22 protein-coding genes and 1 pseudogene are annotated in these 22,630 nt (G+C 59.9%); 15 read left to right on the forward strand and 8 right to left on the reverse strand.

What is annotated here, in order from left to right:
- Window positions 1-43: 43 nt before the first annotated feature.
- Both CEY11_RS07700 and ribB read left to right on the forward strand, forming a co-directional pair.
- Window positions 44-592, forward strand: coding sequence for a flavin reductase family protein (locus CEY11_RS07700; protein ID WP_088602808.1), 549 nt, complete (start codon window positions 44-46; stop codon window positions 590-592).
- A 110-nt stretch (window positions 593-702) separates the two neighbouring features.
- Window positions 703-1,356: pseudogene (ribB, locus tag CEY11_RS07705) on the forward strand (3,4-dihydroxy-2-butanone-4-phosphate synthase); the annotation flags it as partial.
- Window positions 1,357-1,482: 126 nt separating this feature from the next.
- Here ribB and CEY11_RS07710 read toward each other — a convergent pair.
- The 4 genes from CEY11_RS07710 to CEY11_RS07725 form a co-directional block, all read right to left on the reverse strand.
- Window positions 1,483-2,226: a sulfite exporter TauE/SafE family protein gene (locus tag CEY11_RS07710; RefSeq protein WP_233154779.1), complete on the reverse strand. Its 744-nt coding sequence runs from the start codon at window positions 2,224-2,226 to the stop codon at window positions 1,483-1,485.
- 28 nt (window positions 2,227-2,254) lie between these two features.
- A complete protein-coding gene (locus CEY11_RS07715) occupies window positions 2,255-3,226 on the reverse strand; it encodes a Bug family tripartite tricarboxylate transporter substrate binding protein (RefSeq protein WP_088602811.1) in 972 nt (323 codons plus the stop codon).
- Window positions 3,227-3,426: 200 nt separating this feature from the next.
- Entirely contained in the window at window positions 3,427-4,314 is an 888-nt protein-coding gene (locus tag CEY11_RS07720; RefSeq protein ID WP_088602812.1) for a LysR family transcriptional regulator, read from the reverse strand.
- Window positions 4,315-4,342: 28 nt separating this feature from the next.
- Window positions 4,343-5,092, reverse strand: a complete 750-nt coding sequence (locus CEY11_RS07725) for a sulfite exporter TauE/SafE family protein (protein WP_233154780.1) — start codon at window positions 5,090-5,092, stop codon at window positions 4,343-4,345.
- 230 nt (window positions 5,093-5,322) lie between these two features.
- On the opposite strand from CEY11_RS07725, the gene CEY11_RS07730 reads away from it, so the two are divergent.
- The 7 genes from CEY11_RS07730 (at window position 5,323) to CEY11_RS07760 (ending at window position 12,706) form a co-directional block, all read left to right on the forward strand.
- Entirely contained in the window at window positions 5,323-6,105 is a 783-nt protein-coding gene (locus CEY11_RS07730; protein ID WP_088602813.1) for a GntR family transcriptional regulator, read from the forward strand.
- A 179-nt stretch (window positions 6,106-6,284) separates the two neighbouring features.
- On the forward strand, window positions 6,285-7,067 hold the full coding sequence (locus tag CEY11_RS07735) for an ABC transporter permease (RefSeq protein ID WP_233154781.1): 783 nt from the start codon (window positions 6,285-6,287) through the stop codon (window positions 7,065-7,067).
- 50 nt (window positions 7,068-7,117) lie between these two features.
- On the forward strand, window positions 7,118-7,936 hold the full coding sequence (locus CEY11_RS07740) for an ABC transporter ATP-binding protein (RefSeq protein WP_088602814.1): 819 nt from the start codon (window positions 7,118-7,120) through the stop codon (window positions 7,934-7,936).
- Between the two features lie 94 nt (window positions 7,937-8,030).
- Window positions 8,031-9,026: an ABC transporter substrate-binding protein gene (locus CEY11_RS07745; RefSeq protein ID WP_088602815.1), complete on the forward strand. Its 996-nt coding sequence runs from the start codon at window positions 8,031-8,033 to the stop codon at window positions 9,024-9,026.
- The gene (locus tag CEY11_RS07750) at window positions 9,023-10,672 is read left to right on the forward strand and encodes a GMC family oxidoreductase (RefSeq protein WP_088602816.1); all 1,650 of its coding nucleotides are present in this window, start codon (window positions 9,023-9,025) and stop codon (window positions 10,670-10,672) included. The genes CEY11_RS07745 and CEY11_RS07750 overlap by 4 nt, the downstream gene beginning before the upstream one ends.
- Before the next feature lie 93 nt (window positions 10,673-10,765).
- Window positions 10,766-11,917, forward strand: coding sequence for a mandelate racemase/muconate lactonizing enzyme family protein (locus CEY11_RS07755; RefSeq protein ID WP_088602817.1), 1,152 nt, complete (start codon window positions 10,766-10,768; stop codon window positions 11,915-11,917).
- Between the two features lie 108 nt (window positions 11,918-12,025).
- The gene (locus tag CEY11_RS07760) at window positions 12,026-12,706 is read left to right on the forward strand and encodes a DUF2946 family protein (protein WP_088602818.1); all 681 of its coding nucleotides are present in this window, start codon (window positions 12,026-12,028) and stop codon (window positions 12,704-12,706) included.
- Window positions 12,707-12,896: 190 nt separating this feature from the next.
- On the opposite strand, the gene CEY11_RS07765 is transcribed toward CEY11_RS07760, so the two are convergent.
- The 3 genes from CEY11_RS07765 to CEY11_RS07775 are packed head-to-tail and all read right to left on the reverse strand — an operon-like array spanning window position 12,897 to window position 15,206.
- Window positions 12,897-13,757: an SDR family NAD(P)-dependent oxidoreductase gene (locus tag CEY11_RS07765; protein ID WP_088602819.1), complete on the reverse strand. Its 861-nt coding sequence runs from the start codon at window positions 13,755-13,757 to the stop codon at window positions 12,897-12,899.
- A gap of 12 nt (window positions 13,758-13,769) precedes the next feature.
- A complete protein-coding gene (locus CEY11_RS07770) occupies window positions 13,770-14,762 on the reverse strand; it encodes a Bug family tripartite tricarboxylate transporter substrate binding protein (protein WP_088602820.1) in 993 nt (330 codons plus the stop codon).
- Between the two features lie 51 nt (window positions 14,763-14,813).
- Entirely contained in the window at window positions 14,814-15,206 is a 393-nt protein-coding gene (locus CEY11_RS07775) for a tautomerase family protein (RefSeq protein WP_158215233.1), read from the reverse strand.
- A gap of 614 nt (window positions 15,207-15,820) precedes the next feature.
- On the opposite strand from CEY11_RS07775, the gene CEY11_RS07780 reads away from it, so the two are divergent.
- The 4 genes from CEY11_RS07780 (at window position 15,821) to CEY11_RS07795 (ending at window position 19,711) form a co-directional block, all read left to right on the forward strand.
- Complete coding sequence (locus tag CEY11_RS07780; protein ID WP_088602822.1) at window positions 15,821-16,525, forward strand: haloacid dehalogenase type II; 705 nt, start codon at window positions 15,821-15,823, stop codon at window positions 16,523-16,525.
- A gap of 4 nt (window positions 16,526-16,529) precedes the next feature.
- Window positions 16,530-17,747 (forward strand): CaiB/BaiF CoA transferase family protein, encoded by a 1,218-nt coding sequence (locus tag CEY11_RS07785; protein ID WP_088602823.1) that lies wholly within the window; start codon window positions 16,530-16,532, stop codon window positions 17,745-17,747.
- Window positions 17,740-18,159, forward strand: coding sequence for a PaaI family thioesterase (locus CEY11_RS07790; RefSeq protein WP_088602824.1), 420 nt, complete (start codon window positions 17,740-17,742; stop codon window positions 18,157-18,159). Before CEY11_RS07785 ends, CEY11_RS07790 begins: the two co-directional genes overlap by 8 nt.
- Window positions 18,160-18,229: 70 nt before the next feature.
- On the forward strand, window positions 18,230-19,711 hold the full coding sequence (locus CEY11_RS07795) for an aldehyde dehydrogenase (RefSeq protein ID WP_088602825.1): 1,482 nt from the start codon (window positions 18,230-18,232) through the stop codon (window positions 19,709-19,711).
- A 66-nt stretch (window positions 19,712-19,777) separates the two neighbouring features.
- Here CEY11_RS07795 and CEY11_RS07800 read toward each other — a convergent pair whose 3' ends face one another.
- A complete protein-coding gene (locus CEY11_RS07800; protein ID WP_088602826.1) occupies window positions 19,778-20,665 on the reverse strand; it encodes a LysR family transcriptional regulator in 888 nt (295 codons plus the stop codon).
- A 149-nt stretch (window positions 20,666-20,814) separates the two neighbouring features.
- On the opposite strand from CEY11_RS07800, the gene CEY11_RS07805 reads away from it, so the two are divergent.
- Together CEY11_RS07805 and CEY11_RS07810 are read left to right on the forward strand one after the other, a co-directional pair.
- Window positions 20,815-21,678 carry an HpcH/HpaI aldolase/citrate lyase family protein gene (locus CEY11_RS07805; protein ID WP_088602827.1) on the forward strand — a complete coding sequence of 288 codons (864 nt, stop codon included), beginning with the start codon at window positions 20,815-20,817 and terminating at the stop codon, window positions 21,676-21,678.
- Window positions 21,679-22,010: 332 nt separating this feature from the next.
- Window positions 22,011-22,610: an NUDIX hydrolase gene (locus CEY11_RS07810; RefSeq protein WP_088602828.1), complete on the forward strand. Its 600-nt coding sequence runs from the start codon at window positions 22,011-22,013 to the stop codon at window positions 22,608-22,610.
- Window positions 22,611-22,630: the final 20 nt, after the last annotated feature.

A 22,630-nucleotide genomic window follows, 5' to 3' on the forward strand; every position in this document is an offset into this window, starting at 1 on the left:
CGGCACACCCGGCACATAGGCAATCAAATTCGGAGGCAAGGAAATGAGCGCAGTCCATGACCCAAAGCAATTTCGAGGGGCCTTAGGCGCATTCGCGACCGGCATCACTGTCGTAACCGCACGCTCACCGAACGGACAGGATTTCGGTCTCACCGCCACCAGCTTCAATTCGGTTTCCCTGGATCCACCGATGATTCTGTGGAGCCTCGATCGCGGGTCTTCCAACGCAGAGGCCTTTTCGAAGGTGGATGCATTCGCAATCCATGTACTGGCCGCAGATCAAGAGCACATCTGCAAGCAATTCTCGACCAAAGGCATAGACAGGTTTGCCGGCATCGACTGCACCCGCGGACAAGCGGGGATGCCCTTGATTACGGACTGCGCCGCAGTCTTCGAATGCCGTATCGCGCACCGTTATGACGGTGGCGATCATATTATTATCGTGGGCGAGGTGCTGTCCTACGTCGCCACGCATAAAAGCCCACTTATATTTTATCGGGGGAAAATCTGCGGCCCATTCCAGGCCGCCGAGCCCGCCGTCATCAACCGCAGCCCCGCGCCCAGCAGGTTCCAGGAACCCGCATACGCATGACATTACATCGCATCATCCACGCCCATAAGCGATGCGGGATCGAAAGCACCTAAACCGGCCATACACCTAATCCAGGATCAGGCCCGGTGTGAACAGGCCCTAAACCCAATATGAAGTTGTCGGCGCTCGCCAATGCCCAGGCTCAAGACAATACGCGACCAGAGGCGTTCATCATCAGCGAGCCTGCCGAAATCGTGAAGGCTATGCGTGCCGGACAGATGGTAATTCTTGTCGACGACAAGAACCGGGAAAATGAAGGAGATCTCGTCATCGCGGCCGAATGTGTTTCAGCCGAAGACATCAACTTCATGGCCCGGCACGGCCGCGGCTTGATTTGTCTGACGCTGACTCAATCACGCTGCCAAGAACTCGACCTGGCTCTGATCGCGCAGCGCCATACCGGCAGCCGAAGCACGAATTTCACCACCTCGATCGACGCGGCCCATGGAACGACAACGGGGATCTCGGCCGCGGATCGCGCCAAGACCGTACACGTGGCGATCGACCCATCGAGCCGCCCGCAAGACCTCATGCAGCCCGGCCATGTTTTTCCCCTCATGGCTCGACCAGGCGGGGTGCTGGAACGGCCCGGACACACGGAAGCGGGCTGCGACTACGCAGCCCTGGCGGGCTTTCGTCCCGCGGCGGTAATCTGCGAAATCATGAAAGACAACGGCGAAATGGCGCGCCTACCCGACCTGGTGATTTTCGCCCGCCGGCACGGGCTCAAGCTCGGGACGATCGCGGATCTGATCGCATATCGCCGGTCACCGGCTTGGGCGCACACAAATATGCATGCGAGACCCGGGCAGCCGCACGCCGCGTGGGCCCGTCTCGGGGACTGACTGTCTGCTCTTGCCAGGCCCAATAATATGAAGCCGCGCAGGCCCTTACAGCAACATGCCCACACCCGCGCATATCAGCAACACACAGACGATGTGCTTGAGCGTATTTTTCGAAATGGGCACGGACAAATTCGCCGTCAGGAACGTAACCAGGAACACCACGGGTATGGCCTCCAGGGCCAGCCACATTGCCTGGGCGCTTACCAGGCCCGACAAAATCATTACAAGCAGCCGGAACGCGGCCCCTACACCGAAACAAAATATCAACGATTCGCGGATCACGTCCACCGGCCAAGGCTGCCGATACACGGCATAAACCAAAGGCGGCCCGGCGGCGGAAAATATGCCGCCGAGCACACCGGACAAGGCCCCCACGATAGTGAAATATACGCAGCCCGAAGCAAGCGCAAGGGGCTTCGCGGAACGCCAGAGCAATATCGCGCAGCCTACGATGCACAGCCCAAGCAGCGCCTTCAAAACACTGAATGCATGCGCCGCGAGAAACGCAAGGATTCCTATGCCCAGCACTGCGCCAAGCAAGCTGGCAACAATCGTCGGCTTCATTGCCGGCTCCAGCCTTACCGGCCTGCGGCGATAAAGAAACACCACCGCATTCACGATAATCAGCACCGTCACGGCACTCACCGCATCGGGCAATGGCACCAGGTCGGTCAGGCCGACCAGCCCCAGCAGAATCAGCGCAAAGGCGAACCCCGTCAGGTTCTGCACACAGACCGCAATCGCTACAAAGAATGCGAAACAGCCATGAGTGTATAAAACAGAAGACACGGGGATCCTTTGCTTGCTTCGGGCGGCTTCAGTCGCGCCTGATGTTGAGCGGTTTGACCAACTTTCCCCACTTGTCCAGGTCATTGGATATAAGCGTCTTGAATTCCGCCGGGGAGCCGCCTACCGGTATTGCTCCGATCAATTCCAGGCGCTTCTTCATGGCCGGGCTTTTCATCGCCGCGGATATTGCCGCAGCCAGCTTGTCTACGACTGCCTTGGGGGTACCCGCGGGTGCAAAAACCCCATACCACGACTCCATTTCCAGGCCCGGGACGGTTTCCGCCATGGAAGGCAGCTCAGGCGCCAGCGGGCTGCGCTTGCCGGAGGTTACGGCTATGCCTTTAATGCGTTTGTCCTTGATGTAGGGCAATGCCTCGTTCGCGGCTATGAATGTGATCTGCCCACCCATAAGCGCCGTAATTGCCGGGATACCGCCCTTATAGGGAATTCTGGTGATTGCCACGCCAGCCATTTCGTTCAAAAGCGCGCAAATGAGATCGGAGCTGGTGCCGACACCACTAGTCCCGCAGGTTATTTCCCGGGGACGCGCCTTTGCCCCGGCCAACAAATCTTTGAGATTTTTATATTTGGAGTTGCTGGCAACAGCCACGTAATTCGGAATGCTCACAATTTGGCTGACGGGAGCCAGATCTTTCCGGAGATCCAATAATTTCTTGGTGTAGAAAAACTCGTTCAACACATTTGAGAACGCACCCATCAGCAATGTGTAGCCGTCCGCCTTGGCCCGCGCCACGTACCGCGAGCCGAGCATTCCGCCGGCGCCCGGCTTGTTTTCTACTATGACCGGCTGACCCAAGGCGTCCGACAAATCTTTGCCTAGAGCCCGGGACAATAAATCAGCGTTTCCCCCCGGAGGGAATGGCGCCACCAGAGTAATGGTTTGTTCCGGCCACGCAGCCTGCGCCGCCGCCGTCGACACTGCACAAACCGCGGCAGCCGCCAACACCCATAGTCGTCCCGCTGTGATCAATCGTCTCATATTTCCTCCTGATTGATTTTGAATGGCTGCGTCATTTCGAGCCAAGCTTCATAGAGGTTTATGGTAGAGAGTCACACGACCACATAAAAGCGAATTTTTTGACAGATCAGCATCGGCAAAACCGACGCTGCCGGCGATGGTGGGAACCCGCATCCGGGACGCAAAGAATACGAACAAAGGAAAAAGAAGGCCTGCCTGATTTATTTCTTCTGGGGGTGCGGAACATATGTTCCGAACTCCCTGAAATAGCTGAGCAGAACCCGCGTTGCCTTGCTGTCGCTATTTGCACGGCGCACCGCCAGGCAGACCTGCCGGTGTATGCCGGGGAGTTCCACGAATCGCAGCCCGGCATCTTTACGGGCATGTCCCAACAGCACGGGCAGGATGGTTACCCCGATGTCGTGGCGCACTACGGAAAGAACGGCATCATGCGAATCCAGCTCCATGACGGGGCGCACCGAAAATCCTCTTTCGGCGATAAAGCCTTCGATCTGCTTTCCGATCCATGTCGTGCGGTCAAATGCGATATATGGATTGGCTTCGAGAACCTCTTTAATGCTGGTGAATGTACGCTCGCTGCTCATTACCAGGGCCAATGGCTCCGTATACAGGGGATGCAGGCAAAGCGCGCTGGAAACGAGCGGCGGCGGCGTGGATATGATGGCCGCATCGATCAGCCCGGTCTCGACCTGTGCTGCAAGCTCCGGCGATTTATTCGCCGTGATGCGGATTTCCAGCTGCGAGTGATCGGCACTGAGCCGCTTCAGGGCCCCGGGAAGCCCGCCGGTCAGCGTGCTGGTGATGACGCCCAAAGAAACCCTTCCACGCAGACTCCGGGAATTTCCCAAAGACGCCATTTCGGCTTCCAGGTCGAGCATTTGCTGAACCAAAGGCACAAGCTGGTGAGCCCGGGCGGTCAAGGTAATCGACCGCCCCGTTCGGACGAACAATTCAATATTGAATTCCTGCTCCAGGCTTCTCAATTGGACGCTCACGGCGGAGGGCGACAGATGAACCACTTGCGCCGCGGCCGCCACGGTGCCGAATTGATGCAGTGCCAGGAATGCGCGCAGCGAACGACTTTGCATGGATGCCAACGAAAGAAATGAAGAAAGCCTAAATCAGCATGCCCAACCCGGCACACGCCAATAATACGCACACAATATGCCTCAACACCTCGCGCGAGCATGGCAGTTTCCGGTTGGCCGCAAACGTCGTGATCAAGAACGCCACCGGCAGAGACTCCAAACCCAGCAAGACTGCCTGCATGCTCACCTGCCCCGCCAGGCCCATCACGGCAAGCCTGAATGCGGCGCCGATGCCGAAACTGAACACCAGCGTTTCTTGTATCGTCTTCATCGGCCACGGCTGCCTGTAGACCGCATAAACCAGCGGCGGGCCCGGAGACGAGAAGACGCCGCCCAGAATTCCGGACACCCCGCCCACCAAGGCGAAGGCCCTTGCGCTGGAAGGAGTCTGCAGCGGCTTGGCCGCTCGCCACAGCAGCAGCGCGCATCCAATAATGCATACGCCCAGCAACGATTTGAGAACACCCACGGCATGCGCCGCCAGCAGCGTCAGTATGCCCATTCCGACAAAATAGCCGACGAAGCTCGCCGCAATCGCCGGCCGGAACGTCCGCTCTAATTTGAACGGCCTGCGCCGATACAAAAAATAGCTCGCATTTACTATATTGATTATCGATACGGCATTGATGGCGTCCGGAAGAGGGACGACGTTGGTCGAGCCGACCAGGCTCAGCAGCACCAGCGCCAATGCAAAGCCGGTGAGGTTCTGCGTATATACAGCAAGACCCGCAAAAGCGACGAACGCCAAATGCACATACAGACCATCGGACAAAGACATGGGTTAGCGTTCCAACACCGGTAAAGAGGCGGGCCAAAGCCCCGACTGCCGTTTCAGCCTACGAAGGCACGATGCCCATGATAGAAAAGATCCATGCCGGGGCATAGCGCAATGTTGTATTGCTAAGCGTCGGAATTTCCGACGCTCGAATCGGCTTCCGAGGCAGAACGATACGCAAAAATACGGTAAAAAGGCTTGCTTTTTTATATTGTGCTTATTAGCATAACTTTATGAAGAAAGTGCCGGAAAGCCTGCACCGCAATCGCATGCCGCTGTATCTGCAAATGGCCAAGCTGATGCGGCAGAAGATCGAGAGCCAGGAATGGCGCTACGGCGAGCAGATTCCGACGCTCGATGAACTGGAAAAGGAATACCAGGTTTCGCGCATCACCTTGCGCGGCGCGCTGGACTATCTGGAGGAATTCGGCATCATCCGCCGTACGCGCGGACGCGGCACGTTCGTGGCCAAGGATCTGTCGGAAGAACGCTGGTTCAAGCTGGCCAACACGCTGGACGAACTGGTCGAGAAGGTGGCCGACCTGAACGTGCAGCTGCTGCTGATCGAGCAGGCCGAAAAGCCGCCGAGCCCGGCTTTTCCTTTTGGCGAAGTGGGGCCGGCCTATCGGCACCTGAAACGCGTGCACTATCACAAAGAGGTGCCATATTGCGTAATCGATCTTTATCTGGACAAGGTGATCTTCGATTCCGACCCGCAGGCCTTCAGTGCGGCTCCCGTGGTGTCGCAGCTGGCGCGCCGCGATGATGTGCGGATCGCCGGGGCCAAACAGGTGACCCGCGTGGCGGTGGCCGACGAGGAAACCGCGGCGCATCTGCGCATCGGGGTGGGCGAGCCCATAGCCGATGTGTGCCGCACCTTTGTAGACGAAAACGACCGCATCATTTATTACGCGCATATTCAGTACCCGACGCACATGATCCAGATCGAAACCGATTTAATGCAAGGGGCTTCCGCCCCCAGGAAGAAGCGGCAGAAAAGCGGGGATGGCCGCTAGTCCATCGCCCGTTCCGGGTTTCAGCGGACGGGCGCCGGGTCGCCGCCGGGGCGGCCGCGGCACCCGCCCGAAGCAAGTAGACACAGTACGAGGCGGGCATCCGCCCTTTGCACAAAAAGCTGCGCAGCTGGACGGACGGCAATCGAAGCGGAAGCTGGCGCTATATACGGAGACAAGCATTGGCAAGCAAACCGCGCCGCGGCGTACTCGGCCGCATTTTCTGGGTGGTATTCCCCTTCGCGTGCCTGATCGCCTTCTGGGCGCTGCTGCGCGTTTCAGGCCTGATGAATCCGGGGTTGCTGCCCTCTCCTCTGGAAGTGCTGCAAACTTTCTGGAGCCGCCTGACTCAGGCGGGGCTGCTGGTGGACATGCTGATGTCGCTGCAGCGGGTATTGGCGGGCCTGCTGCTGGGCATGCTGGCGGCAGTGCCCATAGGCTTCCTGATCGGCTGGTACAAGCCGGTGCGCCGCTTCATCGACCCGCTGATCAATTTCTTTCGCGCCCTGCCCCCCATCGCCCTGATCCCGCTGGTGATCGTATATCTGGGCATCGGCGAGCTGGCCAAGATCGTGATCTTGTTCTATGCGTCGTTTTTCGCGGCGGTGATCGTCATGTACGAAGGCATGATGCAGATCAGCCCGGTGTACATCCGGGTGGCGCGCACCTTGGGCGCCACCGACCTGGAAATCTTCCTGAAGGTGATGGTGCCGATGACGGTGCCGCACATGCTGACGGCGCTGCGGGTGGCGCTGGGCGTGGGCTGGGCCACGCTGGTGGCGGCCGAGCTGGTGGCCGCACAGCGCGGCCTGGGCGCGATGATCCAGAATGCCTCGGCGTTCTTCGATCTGCGCACAATATACCTGGGCATCATCTGCATCGGCGCGCTGGCGCTGCTGATGGACGTGGCACTGCGCAAGATTTCCGAACGGCTGGTCAGCTGGCAGGACAAGGCGGACAGCTGATCCGGAATCGCGAGCCCATGATGCAAGAGTCGACACTTCGAGGAACGGAAATGCAGGAATCCAAGGAACGCATACGTTTCGATAATGTATCTATGCAATACCAGACACCGGCCGGCCCCCTGGAAGTCGTCAGGCAGATGTCCTTCTCGGTGAACCAGGGCGACTTCATTTCCCTGGTGGGGCCTTCGGGCTGCGGCAAGACGACGCTGCTGAATATGGCGGCCGGCTTCATCCGGCCCACCAGCGGCGCGGTGCTGCTGGACGGCAAGCCGATAACGGGGCCGGGCCCCGACCGCGGCGTAATGTTCCAGGAGTACGGCGTGTTCCCCTGGCTGACTGTAGAACAGAACATCGCCTTCGGCCTGAACCTGAAGGCCGGCGGCAAGCGCAGCGCGCAGGCCAAGAAAGAGATCGTCGACCGCTACCTGGAACTGATGGGACTGTCGAGTTTTCGCAAGGCCTACCCGAAAATGCTGTCGGGCGGCATGCGCCAGCGCCTGGCGCTAGCGCGCACCTATGCCGTGCACCCGGAATTCGTTCTGATGGACGAACCTTTCGGCGCGCTCGACGCGCAGACGCGCAGCGCCATGCACGATCTGCTGCTGGAAGTGCTGCACGCCGAAGGCAAGACGGTGCTGCTGATTACCCATTCCGTGGAAGAAGCCGTGTATCTGTCCAACAAGGTTCTGGTCATTTCGGCCCGGCCCTCCCGCATCCAGGAGGTGGTTGACATCCCTTTCCCTTATCCGCGCCAGCACACCTTGCAGGACACCGCGGAATTCAATGCGCTGCGTGCCCGCATACACCACCAGGTCATGCGGGAATACGCGGCGCAGGAAGCCCAGGCATCGGCAGGAAACGCGAACTGACCGCGGGGCAATCATGCCGAGGCCTACCCAAGCAGCACGCAGCAAGCAGCATTCATCCGCTAAATACGATACCTACCACAATGGAGACGAACTCATGAAACGACGCACATTCATCAGCCTGGCGGCCACCGGCGCCGCCGCCATGGCGCTGCCCGGCCTCGCGCTGGCAAAGACCGACAAGATCAAGGTGGGCTATCTGCACACGCTGGCGGTGGACGGCCAGATGTGGCTGGCGGAATCGCAAGGGCTGTGGAAGCAGCAGAACCTGGAGCCGGAATTCGTGCAGTTCCAGACCGGGCTGGAATTGTTCCAGGCCATGAGCGGCGGCAGCATCGACGTGCTGAGCACGGGCGCGGTCATGTCGAACTTCCCGGCGCGCGGCCAGGGCAAGGTATTCCTGATCAACGACATCGAGTTCGCCACGGCGCAGCTGTGGGTGCATCCCGACATGGGCGTGAAGACCTGGGCCGACCTGAAGGGCAAGAAGATCTCGACCACGGCGGGCACCACGGCCCATGTGTTCCTGGACACGGCTCTGAAGGCCCACGGCATCGACCCCAAGAAAGACATACAAATCGTCAACCAGCGCATGCCCGACGCGGTCACGGCCTTCATTTCCAAGGCAGTGCCGGCGGTGGCGCTGTGGGTGCCTTTCAACATTCCCGTAAAGAACAAGTCGCCCGGCGCCAAGATGCTGGGCGACGCCTCGGCCTATTACCCCAAGGCGGCGATCGTCGACGGCTGGGCCGCGCGCAACGACTTCTACGACAAGCGCAAAGATGTGCTCGAACGCATCATCCGCGCCTGGGTCGGTGCCAACGATTATTTCGTCGGCAATCCCGACAAGGCCCTGGCCGAGCTGCAGTCCAAGCGCTACCCGAACGTGCCGCTGCCCGATCTGAAAGAACAGTTCCATGCGCAGAAGATGTTCACGTCCAAGGAATGGGCCAAGCGCTACGCCGACGGCACGGTCACGAAATGGCTGCAGCAGGTCACCGACTTCTTCGTCGACTTCGCGCACATCTCGAATTCGGTGCCGGCCTCGAAGTACTTCGATCCAAGCATCTATCTGAAGGTGGTCAAGGCATGACACAAAACCAGGGGCGGACATCCCCGGCAGCGGGCGCGGCCGGGGCCGTGCCCGCCTATGACTACATCATCGTCGGGGCCGGCTCGGCCGGCTGCGTGCTGGCCAACCGGCTGTCGGCCGATCCGGCTGTACGGGTGCTGCTGATCGAAGCGGGCGGCAAAGACCGCAACTTCTGGCTACACCTGCCGGTGGGGTATTTCAAGACCATCTACGACACGCGCTTCTCGCGCCTGTTCGACACCGAGCCCTGCGAGGGCACGGCGGGCCGCAACATCATCTGGCCGCGCGGCCGCGTGGTCGGCGGATCCAGCTCGATCAACGGCCTCATCTACATCCGCGGCCAGCACCGCGACTACGACGACTGGGCGCAGAAGGGGGCGACGGGCTGGGACTATGGCTCGGTACTGCCCTTCTTCCGGCGCTCGGAACACTACGAGGGCGGCGACAGTGAATACCATGGCGGCCACGGCGAGCTGGGCGTCTCCAACCTGAAGAACGACCATCCCTACTGCGCAGCCTGGGTCAAGGCGGGCCAGCAGTTCGGCCTGCCCTACAACCCCGACTTCAACGGCGCCACCGAATACGGGGTGGGCGCCTACCAGCTATCGATGTACAAGGGCTGGCGCTCCAGCGCCGCGGTGTGCTTTCTTGCGCCTGTGCGCCGCCGCCCCAATCTTACGGTGCTGACGCGTGCGCACCTGCGGCGCGTGCTGTTCGAGGGCACCACCGCAGTCGGTGTCGAATGGGGCCATGACGGCCAACTGGCGCAGGCCCGCGCCGAGCGAGAGGTCATCCTGTCGGCCGGCACGATCCAGTCGCCGCAAATACTGCAGCTCTCGGGCATCGGGCCGGCGCAACTGCTGCAAAGCCACGGCATTCCGGTGATCGTGGACGCGCCCGAAGTGGGCGAGAACCTCAAAGACCATTACCAGGCGCGCACTATCGTGCGCCTGAAGAAGAAGCTGTCGCTGAACAACGACGTGCGCAACCCCTGCAAGCTCGCCTCCATGGGCCTCGAATGGCTGTTCCGCCATTCCGGGCCTCTGACGGTGGGCGCCGGTCAAGTGGGCGGCTTCGCCTGCACGCCGTACGCGTCCGCCGGCCGCGCCGACATGCAATTCAATGTCATGCCGCTGTCGGTCGACAAGCCCGGCACGCCGCTGCATGACTATCCCGGCTTCACGGCTTCGGCCTGCCAGTGCCGGCCGGCCTCGCGCGGCCGCCTGCAGATCCAATCGGCTGATCCGCTGCAGGCGCCGCGCATCGAGACGCGCTACCTGAGCGAAGAGCGGGATCGCAACACCCTGGCCGCCGGCGTCGAAATGCTGCGCGAGATCTACAATCAGCCGGCATTCAGGAGCTTGGTCGACACCGAGGTGCTGCCCGGGGCGCAGCGGCGCACACGTCAGGAAGTCCTGGACTTCGCCCGCGAGGCGGGCGGCACCGTGTTTCATCCGGTAGGTACCTGCCGCATGGGCTCGGACGATACGTCCGTGGTGGATCCGGCACTGAAAGTGCGCGGGGCGCAGCGGCTGCGCGTGATCGATGCCTCGGTCATGCCCGAAATCATCTCCGCCAACACCAACGCCGCGTCCATCATGATCGGCGAGAAAGGCGCCGACATTGTGCTGCGCCAGCCGTTCTGACCCGGCGCAAGCCCTTATGCACATAGCGGTGCCGGCAGCGGCCGCACCCGGATACCGGCGCCCCCCGGCAATGAGGGGCAAGGACAAAACACCATGCATCAATTCCCAGACACCCCGCCTATCCATCCGGCCAAGATCCAGGCCTTTGTGTACCGCGCCCCCATCGAAGAACCGGTGCGAACCTCGTTCGGCGTCATGCACGATCGCCCTGCGGTGCTAGTGCGCATCGAAGATCATGACGGCGCTCACGGCTGGGGCGAGATCTGGTGCAATTTTCCCGGCGTCGGGGCCGAACATCGCGCGCGCATGCTGGAATCGTGCGTGGCGCCCATTTTGCAGGAACGGCAGTGGGCGCACCCGGCCGAGGCCTTCGAAACCCTGAGCCGACGCCTCGAGGTGCTGGCCATACAAACCGGCGAACCCGGCACCGTGGCACAGGCCATAGCCGGGGCCGACCTGGCGCTGTGGGATCTGGCCGCCCGGCGCCTGGGCCAGCCGCTATGGCGCATGTTCGGCGGCACGCCGCGCATCAGTACCTACGCCTCGGGGCTGAGTCCCAGCGAGCCGCAGCGGCTGGCAGCGGCCAAGCACGCCGAAGGCTACCGCGCCTTCAAGCTCAAGGTCGGCTTCGGCGAAGAGCGCGACGTGCTCAATCTGCGCGCACTGCGCGAGCAGTTCGGGCCGGATACGGCGCTGATGATCGACGCCAACCAGGCCTGGGACGAGGCAGCCGCCGCCCACATGAGCCGCAGGCTGGCCAAATACGGCCCCATCTGGCTGGAAGAGCCGCTGCGCGCCGACTCCAGCCTGGAACAATGGCGCCGGCTGGCGCAGGCCAGCCCGCTGCCCCTGGCCGCCGGAGAAAACCTGCGCGGCGACGCGCAGTTCGACGCGGTCATAAGCAGCGGCTCGCTCGCGGTGATCCAGCCCGACCCGGGCAAGTGGGGCGGCTTCAGCGGCTGCCTGCCGGTGGCACGCCGCGCCATCGCCGCGCAGCGCATGTTCTGCCCTCATTGGCTGGGCGGCGGGGTGGGCCTGGTAGCCGCGATGCAGCTCAAGGCGAGCGTCGGCCACCCCGGCTATGTGGAAGTGGATTCGAATCCGAACCCGCTGCGCGACCTGTTCGCCGGCCCGCTGCTGCGCCCGGACGAGGGCGTGGTCACGCTGCCGGACGCGCCCGGCCTGGGGATAGAGCCGGATCTGGCCGCCGCGCGCGGCTTCCTGGTGCCGCACAACTATCATTGAAGGCAGTGGCGGGCCGCTGCTGCCAAGAGGCCGGCGCACAGCCCGCTCCTTGCCGGGTATCGCCCTGCGGCGGGGTATCATGCATCACACACCCCAAGCGGAAATGAAATGGACGCAAATGTGATCGCCGCCATGGCGCGCTGGCCCGACGTGCCCGACGTCTACGGCTGGCTGTCGCTGTCGGAGAGCGGCCGCTGGCGCCTGCACCCGCGTGGCGATGCATTGCTCGACCCGGCCGCCGCGGGCGAGGAAATTTCCAGCCCGCAGATCCTGCAGTTCATCGGCCGCAACTACACCAGCGACGAACGCGGCCGCTGGTATTTCCAGAACGGCCCGCAGCGGGTCTATGCGCGGCTGGACGCCGCACCCTATATATTCAGCTGCGCCGGGCCCGGCCCCGAACTGCGCACCCACAACGACCTGCCCGCCGGCCCGGTGCTCGCCTGGTGGCTGGACGACACCGGCCGGCTCTATGCACGCTGCCGCCAGGGGCCCGGCCTGATTGCCGGGCGCGACCTGATGGGCGTGATGGACGGCTTGTACACCGAAGCAGGCACGCCCCTGCTGCAGGCGCTGGAACAGGACGACGCTGGCACGCAGCAGCCGCTGCTGGTGCGCGCCATGGCCGAGATCAGCGGCCGCGCGGCGGCCGGCGATGCCCGGCCGGTTCCCGGCAATGCCGGGCGCGGCATCAATGCGGCCGACCCGGTTCCCCTGCACCGCTGCGCAGCGCGCGACATACCCGCGGCGCTGGGATTCGAGCCCCTGCCGCGGCCCAGCCCTAATTGAACTTGGCGTTTTTCAGACGACAGGCACCCTCCACGACAAATGAATCAAATACAAAACGTTCGACCAACACCCGCAGACGACCACCTTGCACCACAATAGCAGTTGCCCGAAGCGATACACCTCGGCACTGCTCACTTCCCAATGTCAATTCGAGCCGATCAGCTTTTGCGTTACCAAAACGGAGCTCGACTTAGCTCACTGGCCTTGCACCGGGCCACAACGATTGCGCCCCCATCGACTGCCAAGCAGCTGGGCTGCCGCATTTCATCGCGGCTTCGCTCGGCGGTAGACTGGCGTCCCAGAGCCTCGCAACGAAGCGATACCCCGTTGTTGCCCCCCCATCTTCAGAAAGTAGCCAGCAGATGGGCGGTATCATTGCGTCAGGCTGGATTAATGTACTTCGATCCAACGGGGCGTGGGCATCGAAAAATGCAGTGTTCACCGCACCGCCAGGCAGCAGAGCATTGCAGGTGACTCCGTGGCTCGCAAGATCGCGCGACCAGCCTACTGTCGCAGCTTCCAGCCAAGCCTTCGAAGGGCCATAGGGGGTATATGCAGCTCGGTACATGGTGTCTAGACTAGTCGTGACGTTGACGATACGCCCCCATTTCTGAGCGACCAAATGTGGCGCCACCGCACGCGCCATCAAGAACGGCGCTTTGGTGTTCAAGTCCATCAGCGACTGCCATAGGGCGGGATCGACTTCCCAAAAGGGCACGGGCCTATCAAGGTAGTCTGCGCGAATCGCCGTCATACCCCGCCCGGCATTGTTGACTACGCCATGCACTGCGCCGAAATGGGCTATAGCGCGATCTACGACAGAATGGCAAACATCTATATCGCAAATATCTCCTGGAACAGCCAGTGCCTTGTCGCCGGCGGCAGTTATTGCCTGCGCGAGCTCCCGGCAGGCTTGCTCGGCTATATCGACGACGATGATATTAGCCCCTTCCCGTGCTATGCCCATCGACATGGCTCTTCCCATGCCCTGGGCGCCGCCTGTAATGATAAAGGTCTTTCCGACGAGGCTTCTAGAAATAGCGTTTCCCATTAATTGTCCTTTTCAATTGATTTTTGCCCCAGACTCTTGCACAACCTTATGCCATTTGGGGATTTCCTCGTGGATTTCCTTTGCAAATTGCGCAGGATCATTGCCCACTACTTCCTCACCGAGAGTTGCCAGCTTTTTCTGCACATCATGCTCGTTCAGAATGTGAGTGATATCGTTATACAGCCTATCAATGACAGCCCTGGGTGTGTGCGCCGGCGCAAAAAAACCGTACCAATTCTCGGCCTGATAGCCCGGAAGTCCGGATTCAGCAACGGTAGGAATCTGAGGCGCCGCTTTCGAGCGCTTCGCAGTGGTTACCGCAAGCGCGCGCAGCTTACCCGCCTTCACCTGGGCCCAAGACGCAGGCATATTTTCGAATGACATATCCACGTGGCCGGCAACCACATCGACAATAGCTGGGCCGCTCCCTCTATACGGAACGGCTGTCATCTTGACGCCGGCAGTAGTGTTAAAAAGCTCTCCCGCGAGGTGGCCGGCAGTGCCCGCACCCCCAGTAGCGAAAGTGAGTTTGCCTGGCTTTGACTTCGCCAAAGCTATAAGCTCGGCAACCGAATGCACTGGAAGCTTAGGGTTCACGACCAGCAAATTTGTTACTACGACGGCTTTGGTGATTGGATCCAAATCTCGTTCCGGATCGTAAGGCAGCTTGGAAAACAGGCTGACGTTGATTGAGATCGGCCCGACCGTGCCCAGCAAAATCGTGTACCCGTCTGGATTCGACTTAGCAACGATCTCAGTGCCTAAATTGCCACCCGCACCGGGGTGATTTTCCACCACTACTGGCTGCCCCAAAGAATCTCCCAGTTTCTGGGCCACGACGCGGGCAAGGATGTCCGATCCGCCTCCGGCTGCGAAGGGCACAATAAGCCGAAGCGGCTTAGTAGGATAATCACTGCCGCTGGCCCAGGCATGTGAAACTCCGCTCAACGCGCAAACACCGAGGGCGGCAGTCAAAGCTGCCCGCCAAATTGTTCGTATAGTCATGACTTGTCTCCTTTATATGGATGAGCACACAAGCTGCGCCAAAGTAAAGAATCAGACTTTGACGCTGTAGCTCAAATTGATCTCGTCGCCAGCCTCGCCCATCAATCCCCAGGCATGACGGGGTTGTTGAGTGATGATGACGTCGATATCCCTGCGTTCTATTCCCGTGGACTCGTGAATACGCTGGACGATTTGCTGCACAACCTCTTTCAATGTCTCCACGGAACGCCCTTCGAAAGTTTCGATCTCGACAATAGTGAATCTTTCCGATCGTTCGTGAGGCGGATAAATGAAGTCGGCACGATCCATCGGAAAAAAGCGCTGCAGCCGGCGCTCCGGCGGAAATTTAAAAGCAACGGAGATAGCTTCATTGACAGCGTCGGAAATGGCTTGACGGTTGGGAATCAGGTTTTCGCGAATACCGTAGATTTTGGCCTGGGGCATGCAACTCTCCTTTGAGCACATAGTGGCGTTGTGAAGTAGAGAAAACTGGAAGTAGCGACGTCCGGCGGAGCGCCGAATATATGTGATGCCGGCGTACCGCCCGCGCGGATCTGGGTTCCGGCAAAAAGCTCAGCCGTCGATACGTTCCGACCAGGCAGGACACCAAAGGCCTTCAAATTGAGGCTTTCCCGCATTTATTTCTCCGAGCAGCCCGGATCCGGGCTTGGAAGGGAGCAATCGACGACGCCCCTTGCATGTGAGCGACCAATTCTACCGACGGCCCTCTCATTAGCCTAATTGATTATTATGATTGCACCATTCACAAGATAAATAATGGTTTGAGCAAGGCAAATTCAGGTAATGGCAAGATCATGTCAGCCACGTCTCCTACCCTGTTGGCTCAGACACTCAATTGAGCTGAGCATCGAAACCGCCGCACAGATGCAGGGGACGCAGTCCGCCGGGATAAAGATCGAACGGGTTCTCGAAGCCCTGCCTCACCATTATCTCCATACAAAATAACGCCATACCAATTATCGATTAGACAAATTTATATCGAAAACCTAAATTTCTTCTGGCTAATCAGCGCACAAACCCTCAGTCGGAGAAACTCCATGGCATCAGCAGACGTCCTCAAGGACAAGATTAAAGTCGTCATGTTCGACCAATACGGCACAGTGGTCGACATGCAAAAGGGCCTGACCGAGGCTGCGGCTCCATTTCTAAAGAAGAAGGGCTGGATCGGCAATCCAAGCTCATTCGTCACATGGTGGCGCCGCGTCCACTTCGAGAACTCGATGATCGACGCACTACAGCACAAGGAACACACGTCATACAGGGAAATCGGCGAACGTGCAGTCGCCTACACCATGGATCGCGCCGGCATCGACTACTCCCCCGAAGACGTACGCTATCTGGTCGCCTGCATAGAAAGGCTGAAGTGTTTCCCTGATGTGCCCGAAGCACTTTCCAGACTGCAGACACGCTACAAGATCGTCGTACTGTCCAACGGCGATCCGGACATGCTGGAAACTGCGAAAGCCTACCACGGCGTACCATTCGACAATATCATCTCCGTCGCGGAAGCCAACTCATTCAAGCCGCACGTTGCCACCTACACCAAGGCTGCCGAGATCATGGGAGTGCGCATGGATGAAGTGCTCTTTGTGGCGAACCACGCATTCGACTGCTTGGGCGCGAAGTCCGCTGGTATGCACAGCGCTTTCATCGATCGCCGCAAACGACCGTTCGGCAGGACACCCTATCAGCCCGACTTATGGGTGGATGACATGAAGTCGCTGGCCGACGTGTTAGTGTGATCACATGAAACCGCTTGCAGGGATCAGGGTGCTCGATATGAGCCGGGTGGTTTCGGGGCCTTTCTGTAGCATGCTGCTGGGAGACCTGGGCGCCGAAGTCATCAAGATAGAAGAGCCCGAGCACGGCGATGACAGCCGCTCCTTCGGGCCGCCTTTCAGTGGAGGAGAAAGCGCGTATTTCCTGTCGATCAACCGCAACAAGAGCAGTTGCGCCATCAATTTACGAAAGGCCGAAGGCGTCGACATCGTGCGGCGGCTTGCCAAGCAAAGCGATGTGTTGCTCGACAACTTCCGCCCGGGAACGATGGAGCGACTGGGACTGGATCATTCGAAGCTACGCGCGGCCAACCCCAGCTTGATAACCTGCTCAATCACCGGCTTCGGTCAGAAGGGCAAGGACGCACTACGTCCAGGATACGACCTAATCATCCAGGGGGAATCCGGAATCATGGACATCACCGGCGACCCCAACGGGCCGCCGACAAAGATCGGCACGTCCATTGCCGATCTGCTGACCGGCCAGTTCGCATCTCAGGGCATTACCGCCGCACTGCTTGAGCGCACACGTACGGGCAAGGGCAGGCACATCGACGTGTCGATGCTGGACTGCATGGCGTCGCTTCTAACCTTCAATGCCGGCATTTATTTCACCACGGGCCGCAGCCCCGAGCGTCGAGGCAACACCCATGCCACGATTACACCTTACGAGACGTTTAAGGCCTCAGACGGGTGGCTCAACATCGGCGTCGCCAACGATAAATTCTGGAGGCTCTTCTGCGAGGTCATTGAGCGCCCCGATCTCGCTGCGGATCCACGCTATGCGAAGGCTGCGGATCGGGTAAGGTCGCGCGGGGAGCTCGTACCAGTTGTCGCAGATATCGTGTCGACAAGGCCCCGAGGCCATTGGATCGATCGGCTGAGGACGGCCGGCGTACCCTACGGCGACATCCGCTCGGTGGGAGAGACCTGTGAAGCAGAACAACTAACCAGCCGCGGAATGGTGATCGAAATGCCCCATCCCACTGCGGGCACAGTGAAGAACATCAACAGCCCTCTGCGCTTCGACGATCAGGGCAACGACCAGCATACGCCGCCGCCACTGCTCGGGCAGCACACCGCCGCGGTGCTGCATGAACTGCTCGGCATAAGCGGTGACAGGTTGCACGCGCTGATCAGCCTGGGCGTAGTGCGCTGCCGAGAAGCCGAGATACCTCATGGATGAGCAGCAGGCGAGGCAGGCCTTCGAACTTGCCCTGAAAACGCAACGTCCCGCCTTCGAGGACTTCTTTCTTGCTCGCCTACTGGGTCTGCGTTTCGAATACCCCGGCCATGCCTGTGTAATCTCGTTCGAGCTCAGGGACTTCATGCTCAACCCCCAGGGCTCGCTGCACGGCGGCGTCGTCGCAACGGTGATGGATATCTCGATGGGCCACCTGCTCAACCGCCTCCAAGGCCCCGGCACAACACTGGAGATGAAGATACAGTATGTGAAAGCAGCACGCCAGGGAACTCTTTGGTGCCGCGGGGAACTCACCAAGCTCGGGCAAGGCATTTCTTACCTGCGGTCGACCCTGTCGGACGAGGCCGGAGATATAGTGGCCTTTGCAACGTCAACGTGGAAGCGATTGAAGTGAAACATCCCATAGCCCCTTGGCCAAACTGTCCCCGCAGGGGCGGCAAACAGATGTATTCGGAGCATATGAAATGGAAAGGTTCTACAACTTGATCAATGGGATCAAAGTGCCGCCGGTCGCCAACAAATGGATGGGTAGCCTAGACCCCTATCGCAACGAAGACTGGTGCGAAATTCCCGACAGCGGAGAGGCCGACGTGGACGCCGCAGTGGCTGCGGCGCGTTCGGCCTTTATGTCCCCAGAATGGAAAGGGATGAGCCAAACCGCGCGAGGGGCGATGTTGCGCACACTGGGGGATCTGATCACAGAAAATGCCCAACGACTCGCTGAGATAGAGGTGCGAGACAACGGCAAGCTCCTCACCGAGATGCTGGCCCAGCTGCGCTATTTGCCGCAATGGTTTTACTACTATGGCGGCTTGGCGGACAAAATGGAGGGCGGCGTGCTTCCAATAGATAAAGCAGACCACTTCGTCTATACAGCCTGGGAGCCTCTTGGCGTAGTGGCGGCGATCACCGCCTGGAACTCCCCATTGCTCCTGCTCACCTGGAAATTGGCGCCGGGATTGGCGGCAGGAAATACGTTCGTGGTCAAACCGTCCGAATTCGCCAGCGCATCCACACTCGCCTTCGCAGAGTTGTTCGAGAAGGCCGGGTTTCCGGCGGGCGTAATTAATGTCGTTTGCGGCACAGGACAAGGTGCCGGCGCGCATCTCGTGGCACATCCCGACGTTGCAAAGATCGCATTTACCGGCTCGGACGCAGCCGGCCGCATCATCAGTCGTGCAGCCGCCGGTGAACTGAAACACATCACAATGGAGCTTGGCGGAAAATCACCTAACATCGTCTTTGAAGACGCGGATCTGGATTCCGCGGCGGCCGGCGTGGCGTCAGGTATTTTTGCTGCTGCGGGGCAAACGTGCATCGCGGGATCGCGCCTGCTGCTGCAGCGATCCATCTACAGCGCCTTCCTTGACAAAGTGACGGCCATGGCGTCCGCGATCAAGATCGGGGATCCAATGGATCCCGCTACACAGATGGGCCCTTTGGCCAACACTGCACACTACAGCAAGGTGCTGAACTGCATTGCGTCGGCTGAACGTGCTGGCTGCAAACTGTCGTTCGGCGGCAAACCGATCGACCATCCAGCCGGCGGCCTGTTCGTTCAACCGACCGTCTTTAACGACGTCGATAACAATTCCGAACTCGCACAGCACGAGATCTTCGGCCCGGTGCTTGCCGTGATCCCGTTCGACTCGGAGGAGGACGCAATTCGGCTGGCTAACGAAACCGACTATGGGCTCGGAGCGGGAGTTTGGACGAAAGACATGGCGCGCGTCTTTCGAATGACCAAGTCCCTGCAGGCTGGAACAGTGTGGGTGAACACCTACCGCTCACTCGGCTACATGGCGCCTTTCGGCGGAGTCAAAGGCAGTGGCCTCGGCAGGGAAAGCGGGCAAGAAATGATCAAATCTTACATGCAGATGAAAACAGTTTGGATCAACAACTCTACCCAGCCAGTGGCGAATCCGTTCGTCATGCGCTTGGGATGAAGGGCGCCCTTTTTACGTTTTTCGGGGAATTCGAACCTAAGAGGAAGTCACTTTCGGACGAAGAGATCAGCGGGGCAATGTATTCGCAACGTCGAGTAGAAGCGCCTTCATCCATGAATGTGCATTGCTATGCACGTGCCGCTGCAGAGAATAAACCATCCACTGGAACTCCGGAACATAGAATGGCAGCGGCTTACAGACTATGCCCTGGCTGGTGAGCTTATTGCCGATGCGCTCAGAGACGACGCCCAGAAGATCCGTTTCCCGCAGCATTTCAGGCACCAAGAGCCACTGAGGAACATTGACCGAGATCTTGCGGCTGAGCCCCTGTGCGGCAAGCTTACTGTCGACGAAGCGCAAGTCAGTAGGGCTCATGGCCACGCGCAGGTGCTGAGCATCGAGAAAACGCTTCAACGTCATTCTGCCCGCACTTAAGGGGTGCCCAGTACGCATGGCGCAAACCATCCGGTCTGAAAGCAGAGGCTCCGAGCGAATGGATTTGCCATGAGAGAGTTCAAAACTGACCACAAAGTCGAGTTGGTCTTCTTCAAGCGCGCGGATCGAACGTTCCGGCGCCATGTGCAAGACGTCGAGAGAGATCCCGGGAGCAGCGGAGGTAAGCCGCCGCATGCAGCCCGGCAGAAGAAGCGATCCCACCAGATCCGACATTCTGATCGTAAACTTCCTGTCGGAAGTACTTGGATCAAAGAGCGGAGCACTGTTCATCAGGCGTTCCGTCTGATGGAGTATCTGGCGCACCGACTCCCCCAGCTCAACTGCACGCGGCGTGGGTTCCATGCCGTGCGCCGTGCGCACCAGCAACTCATCTTTGAAGAGCGTCCGCAACCGCGACAAGGCACTGCTCATTGCCGGCTGACTCATGGCCACGCGGGCCGCTGCCCTTGTGACATGCCGCTCGACCATCAATGCGTCGAACATCACCAAGAGGTTCATGTCGACAGAACGGAGGTTGATTCTCACAGCACGCCAAGTATTTTCAAAGCAGATAATATGTCAACTATTATATATCTATATGAATAACGTGCCCTCGCCTCTCTTTCCAGGTACGGGAGGCTCAAACCAAACCAACGAGGGGGAGCGCGATGCCATCGAGCGATCACCAGAAGTCCTACGCTGTTGTCGCTGACCAGCTACGACAAGCATCCACGTTTCTCTTTGTCCCTGGAAATCGCCCAGACAGATTCCAGTCCGCTGCCCGTAGCCAGGCGGACGTCGTCATCATGGATCTGGAGGCGTCCGTTCACCCTCTCAGCAAAGGCGTTGCACGCGAACAAGTCTCGCTTTGGCTGGCTGCACATAGCCCAGGCATCCCGACACTTGTCCGTCTGAACCGACCGGAAACGCCCGACGCAATGCTCGATTTACAGGCCCTAGCCACGATTGCGGGTATCGGATTAATGTGTTCGGGTGCCGAGATAGGCCCAAACCTGGATCGGATACTCAAGGCTGCGCTCGGACAATTTCCAGTTGTACTGCTCATAGAAACAGCGCTAGGCGTCGAACAGGCAAACCAGCTTGCCACACTCCCAGGCGTGTGCCGGCTCGCCTTTGGAAACATGGACTACGCCACCGAGCTAAACCTTGGCAGAGAGGGCTGGGGGCTCATCTACCCTAGCTCGCGGCTTGTAGTGGCATCCAAGTGCGCCGGCCTGGCTGCACCGATCGCCGGCGTCACCGCCAGCATCCGAGACCGACAGGCCATAGATCGAGACGCAAAATTTGAACGCAGCCTTGGGTTCGGCGCGAAGATGTGCATACATCCAGAGCAAGTGCCGTGGGTGCATGAAGCATTTGAGCCATCGGAGCAGGAGCTTGCCTGGGCCAGGCGCATCATCGAAGCCACTGCGGAAAGCCACGCAATAGGCTTGGACGGGGAAATGGTCGACCGCCCTGTCATTGAACGCGCGAGACGCATACTTGCACGAGCCAAGACACAAGCAGACTGAGCCATCCCAGCGGGGGGGAGGCGGAAAGGCTCGGATCGCGTGGTTCGGGAGTGCCGGCGCGGTCACGCTACCGGCCGGCGCGATCCAGCCCACGATGCGGCGCCGGTGTAAAAACCTGATGCTGCCGCAGCAGGGAACACTTGTGTATCGGGCAGTACATTCGGCGCAGGACAGGCCCGCCAGCGGCAGCGCCATATTGAAACCATCAGCCGCTCAGCCCCGGGCCGCATGACCGAAATTGCGACCAAAGCTTATTCGACCGAGTCGGAGATCGAGCAAATCAACCTCAAAAACTTGCTTACAAAGCATCGTGGCTTGAGTAGAATCGAGGCATGACCGCACATGCCCCAAGCTTTTATTTCCCTTCGCCGCGCACCGAAAAATTCTGCAGCCAATGTGGCACGGAACTCACGCGCATGGTTCCGCCCGGCGACACGCACGAACGCGACGTATGCGAAAGCTGCGGCGCGGTGCATTACCAGAACCCGCGCAATGTGGTGGGAGCGCTGCCGGTCTGGGAAGACAAGATCCTGCTGTGCCGGCGCGCCATAGAACCGCGCTACAACACCTGGACCCTGCCCGCGGGCTTCATGGAACTGGGCGAAACCACAGGCCAGGGCGCGCACCGCGAAACCATAGAAGAAGCCGGCGTCAATATAGAGCTGGGCCCGCTGTACACGGTGATCGACGTGCCGCACGCCGAACAAGTGCATTTCTTTTATCTGGCAAAGGTGCTCGACCCGGCGCTCGCGCCCGGCGAAGAAACCCTCGAGGCGCGTTATTTCAGGCCCGATGAAATTCCCTGGGAAGAGCTGTCGTTCCGCACCGTGATCACCACGCTGGAACACTATCTGCACGACCGCGAAACGGGCAGCTTCCCCATGCACCATTACGGCATCCCGATTCCGCCGCCCAAGCGGCGGCCGGCGTAAAACGCCGCCGCACGGCGCGG

It is taken from the genome of Candidimonas nitroreducens (assembly GCF_002209565.1).
Taxonomy (GTDB): Bacteria; Pseudomonadota; Gammaproteobacteria; order Burkholderiales; family Burkholderiaceae_B; genus Candidimonas; species Candidimonas nitroreducens.

Coding starts and splice junctions, on each gene's coding strand:
- CEY11_RS07700 (WP_088602808.1), top strand. CDS start 44: ATGAGCGCAGTCCATGACCCAAAGCAATTTCGAGGGGCCTTAGGCGCA.
- CEY11_RS07775 (WP_158215233.1), bottom strand. CDS start 15,206: ATGCCCCAGGCCAAAATCTACGGTATTCGCGAAAACCTGATTCCCAAC.
- CEY11_RS07755 (WP_088602817.1), top strand. CDS start 10,766: ATGCATCAATTCCCAGACACCCCGCCTATCCATCCGGCCAAGATCCAG.
- CEY11_RS07790 (WP_088602824.1), top strand. CDS start 17,740: ATGGATGAGCAGCAGGCGAGGCAGGCCTTCGAACTTGCCCTGAAAACG.
- CEY11_RS07780 (WP_088602822.1), top strand. CDS start 15,821: ATGGCATCAGCAGACGTCCTCAAGGACAAGATTAAAGTCGTCATGTTC.
- CEY11_RS07720 (WP_088602812.1), bottom strand. CDS start 4,314: ATGCAAAGTCGTTCGCTGCGCGCATTCCTGGCACTGCATCAATTCGGC.
- CEY11_RS07765 (WP_088602819.1), bottom strand. CDS start 13,757: ATGGGAAACGCTATTTCTAGAAGCCTCGTCGGAAAGACCTTTATCATT.
- CEY11_RS07760 (WP_088602818.1), top strand. CDS start 12,026: ATGGACGCAAATGTGATCGCCGCCATGGCGCGCTGGCCCGACGTGCCC.
- CEY11_RS07730 (WP_088602813.1), top strand. CDS start 5,323: ATGAAGAAAGTGCCGGAAAGCCTGCACCGCAATCGCATGCCGCTGTAT.
- CEY11_RS07810 (WP_088602828.1), top strand. CDS start 22,011: ATGACCGCACATGCCCCAAGCTTTTATTTCCCTTCGCCGCGCACCGAA.
- CEY11_RS07725 (WP_233154780.1), bottom strand. CDS start 5,092: ATGTCTTTGTCCGATGGTCTGTATGTGCATTTGGCGTTCGTCGCTTTT.
- CEY11_RS07715 (WP_088602811.1), bottom strand. CDS start 3,226: ATGAGACGATTGATCACAGCGGGACGACTATGGGTGTTGGCGGCTGCC.
- CEY11_RS07770 (WP_088602820.1), bottom strand. CDS start 14,762: ATGACTATACGAACAATTTGGCGGGCAGCTTTGACTGCCGCCCTCGGT.
- CEY11_RS07745 (WP_088602815.1), top strand. CDS start 8,031: ATGAAACGACGCACATTCATCAGCCTGGCGGCCACCGGCGCCGCCGCC.
- CEY11_RS07785 (WP_088602823.1), top strand. CDS start 16,530: ATGAAACCGCTTGCAGGGATCAGGGTGCTCGATATGAGCCGGGTGGTT.
- CEY11_RS07750 (WP_088602816.1), top strand. CDS start 9,023: ATGACACAAAACCAGGGGCGGACATCCCCGGCAGCGGGCGCGGCCGGG.
- CEY11_RS07795 (WP_088602825.1), top strand. CDS start 18,230: ATGGAAAGGTTCTACAACTTGATCAATGGGATCAAAGTGCCGCCGGTC.
- CEY11_RS07800 (WP_088602826.1), bottom strand. CDS start 20,665: ATGAACCTCTTGGTGATGTTCGACGCATTGATGGTCGAGCGGCATGTC.
- CEY11_RS07740 (WP_088602814.1), top strand. CDS start 7,118: ATGCAGGAATCCAAGGAACGCATACGTTTCGATAATGTATCTATGCAA.
- CEY11_RS07805 (WP_088602827.1), top strand. CDS start 20,815: ATGCCATCGAGCGATCACCAGAAGTCCTACGCTGTTGTCGCTGACCAG.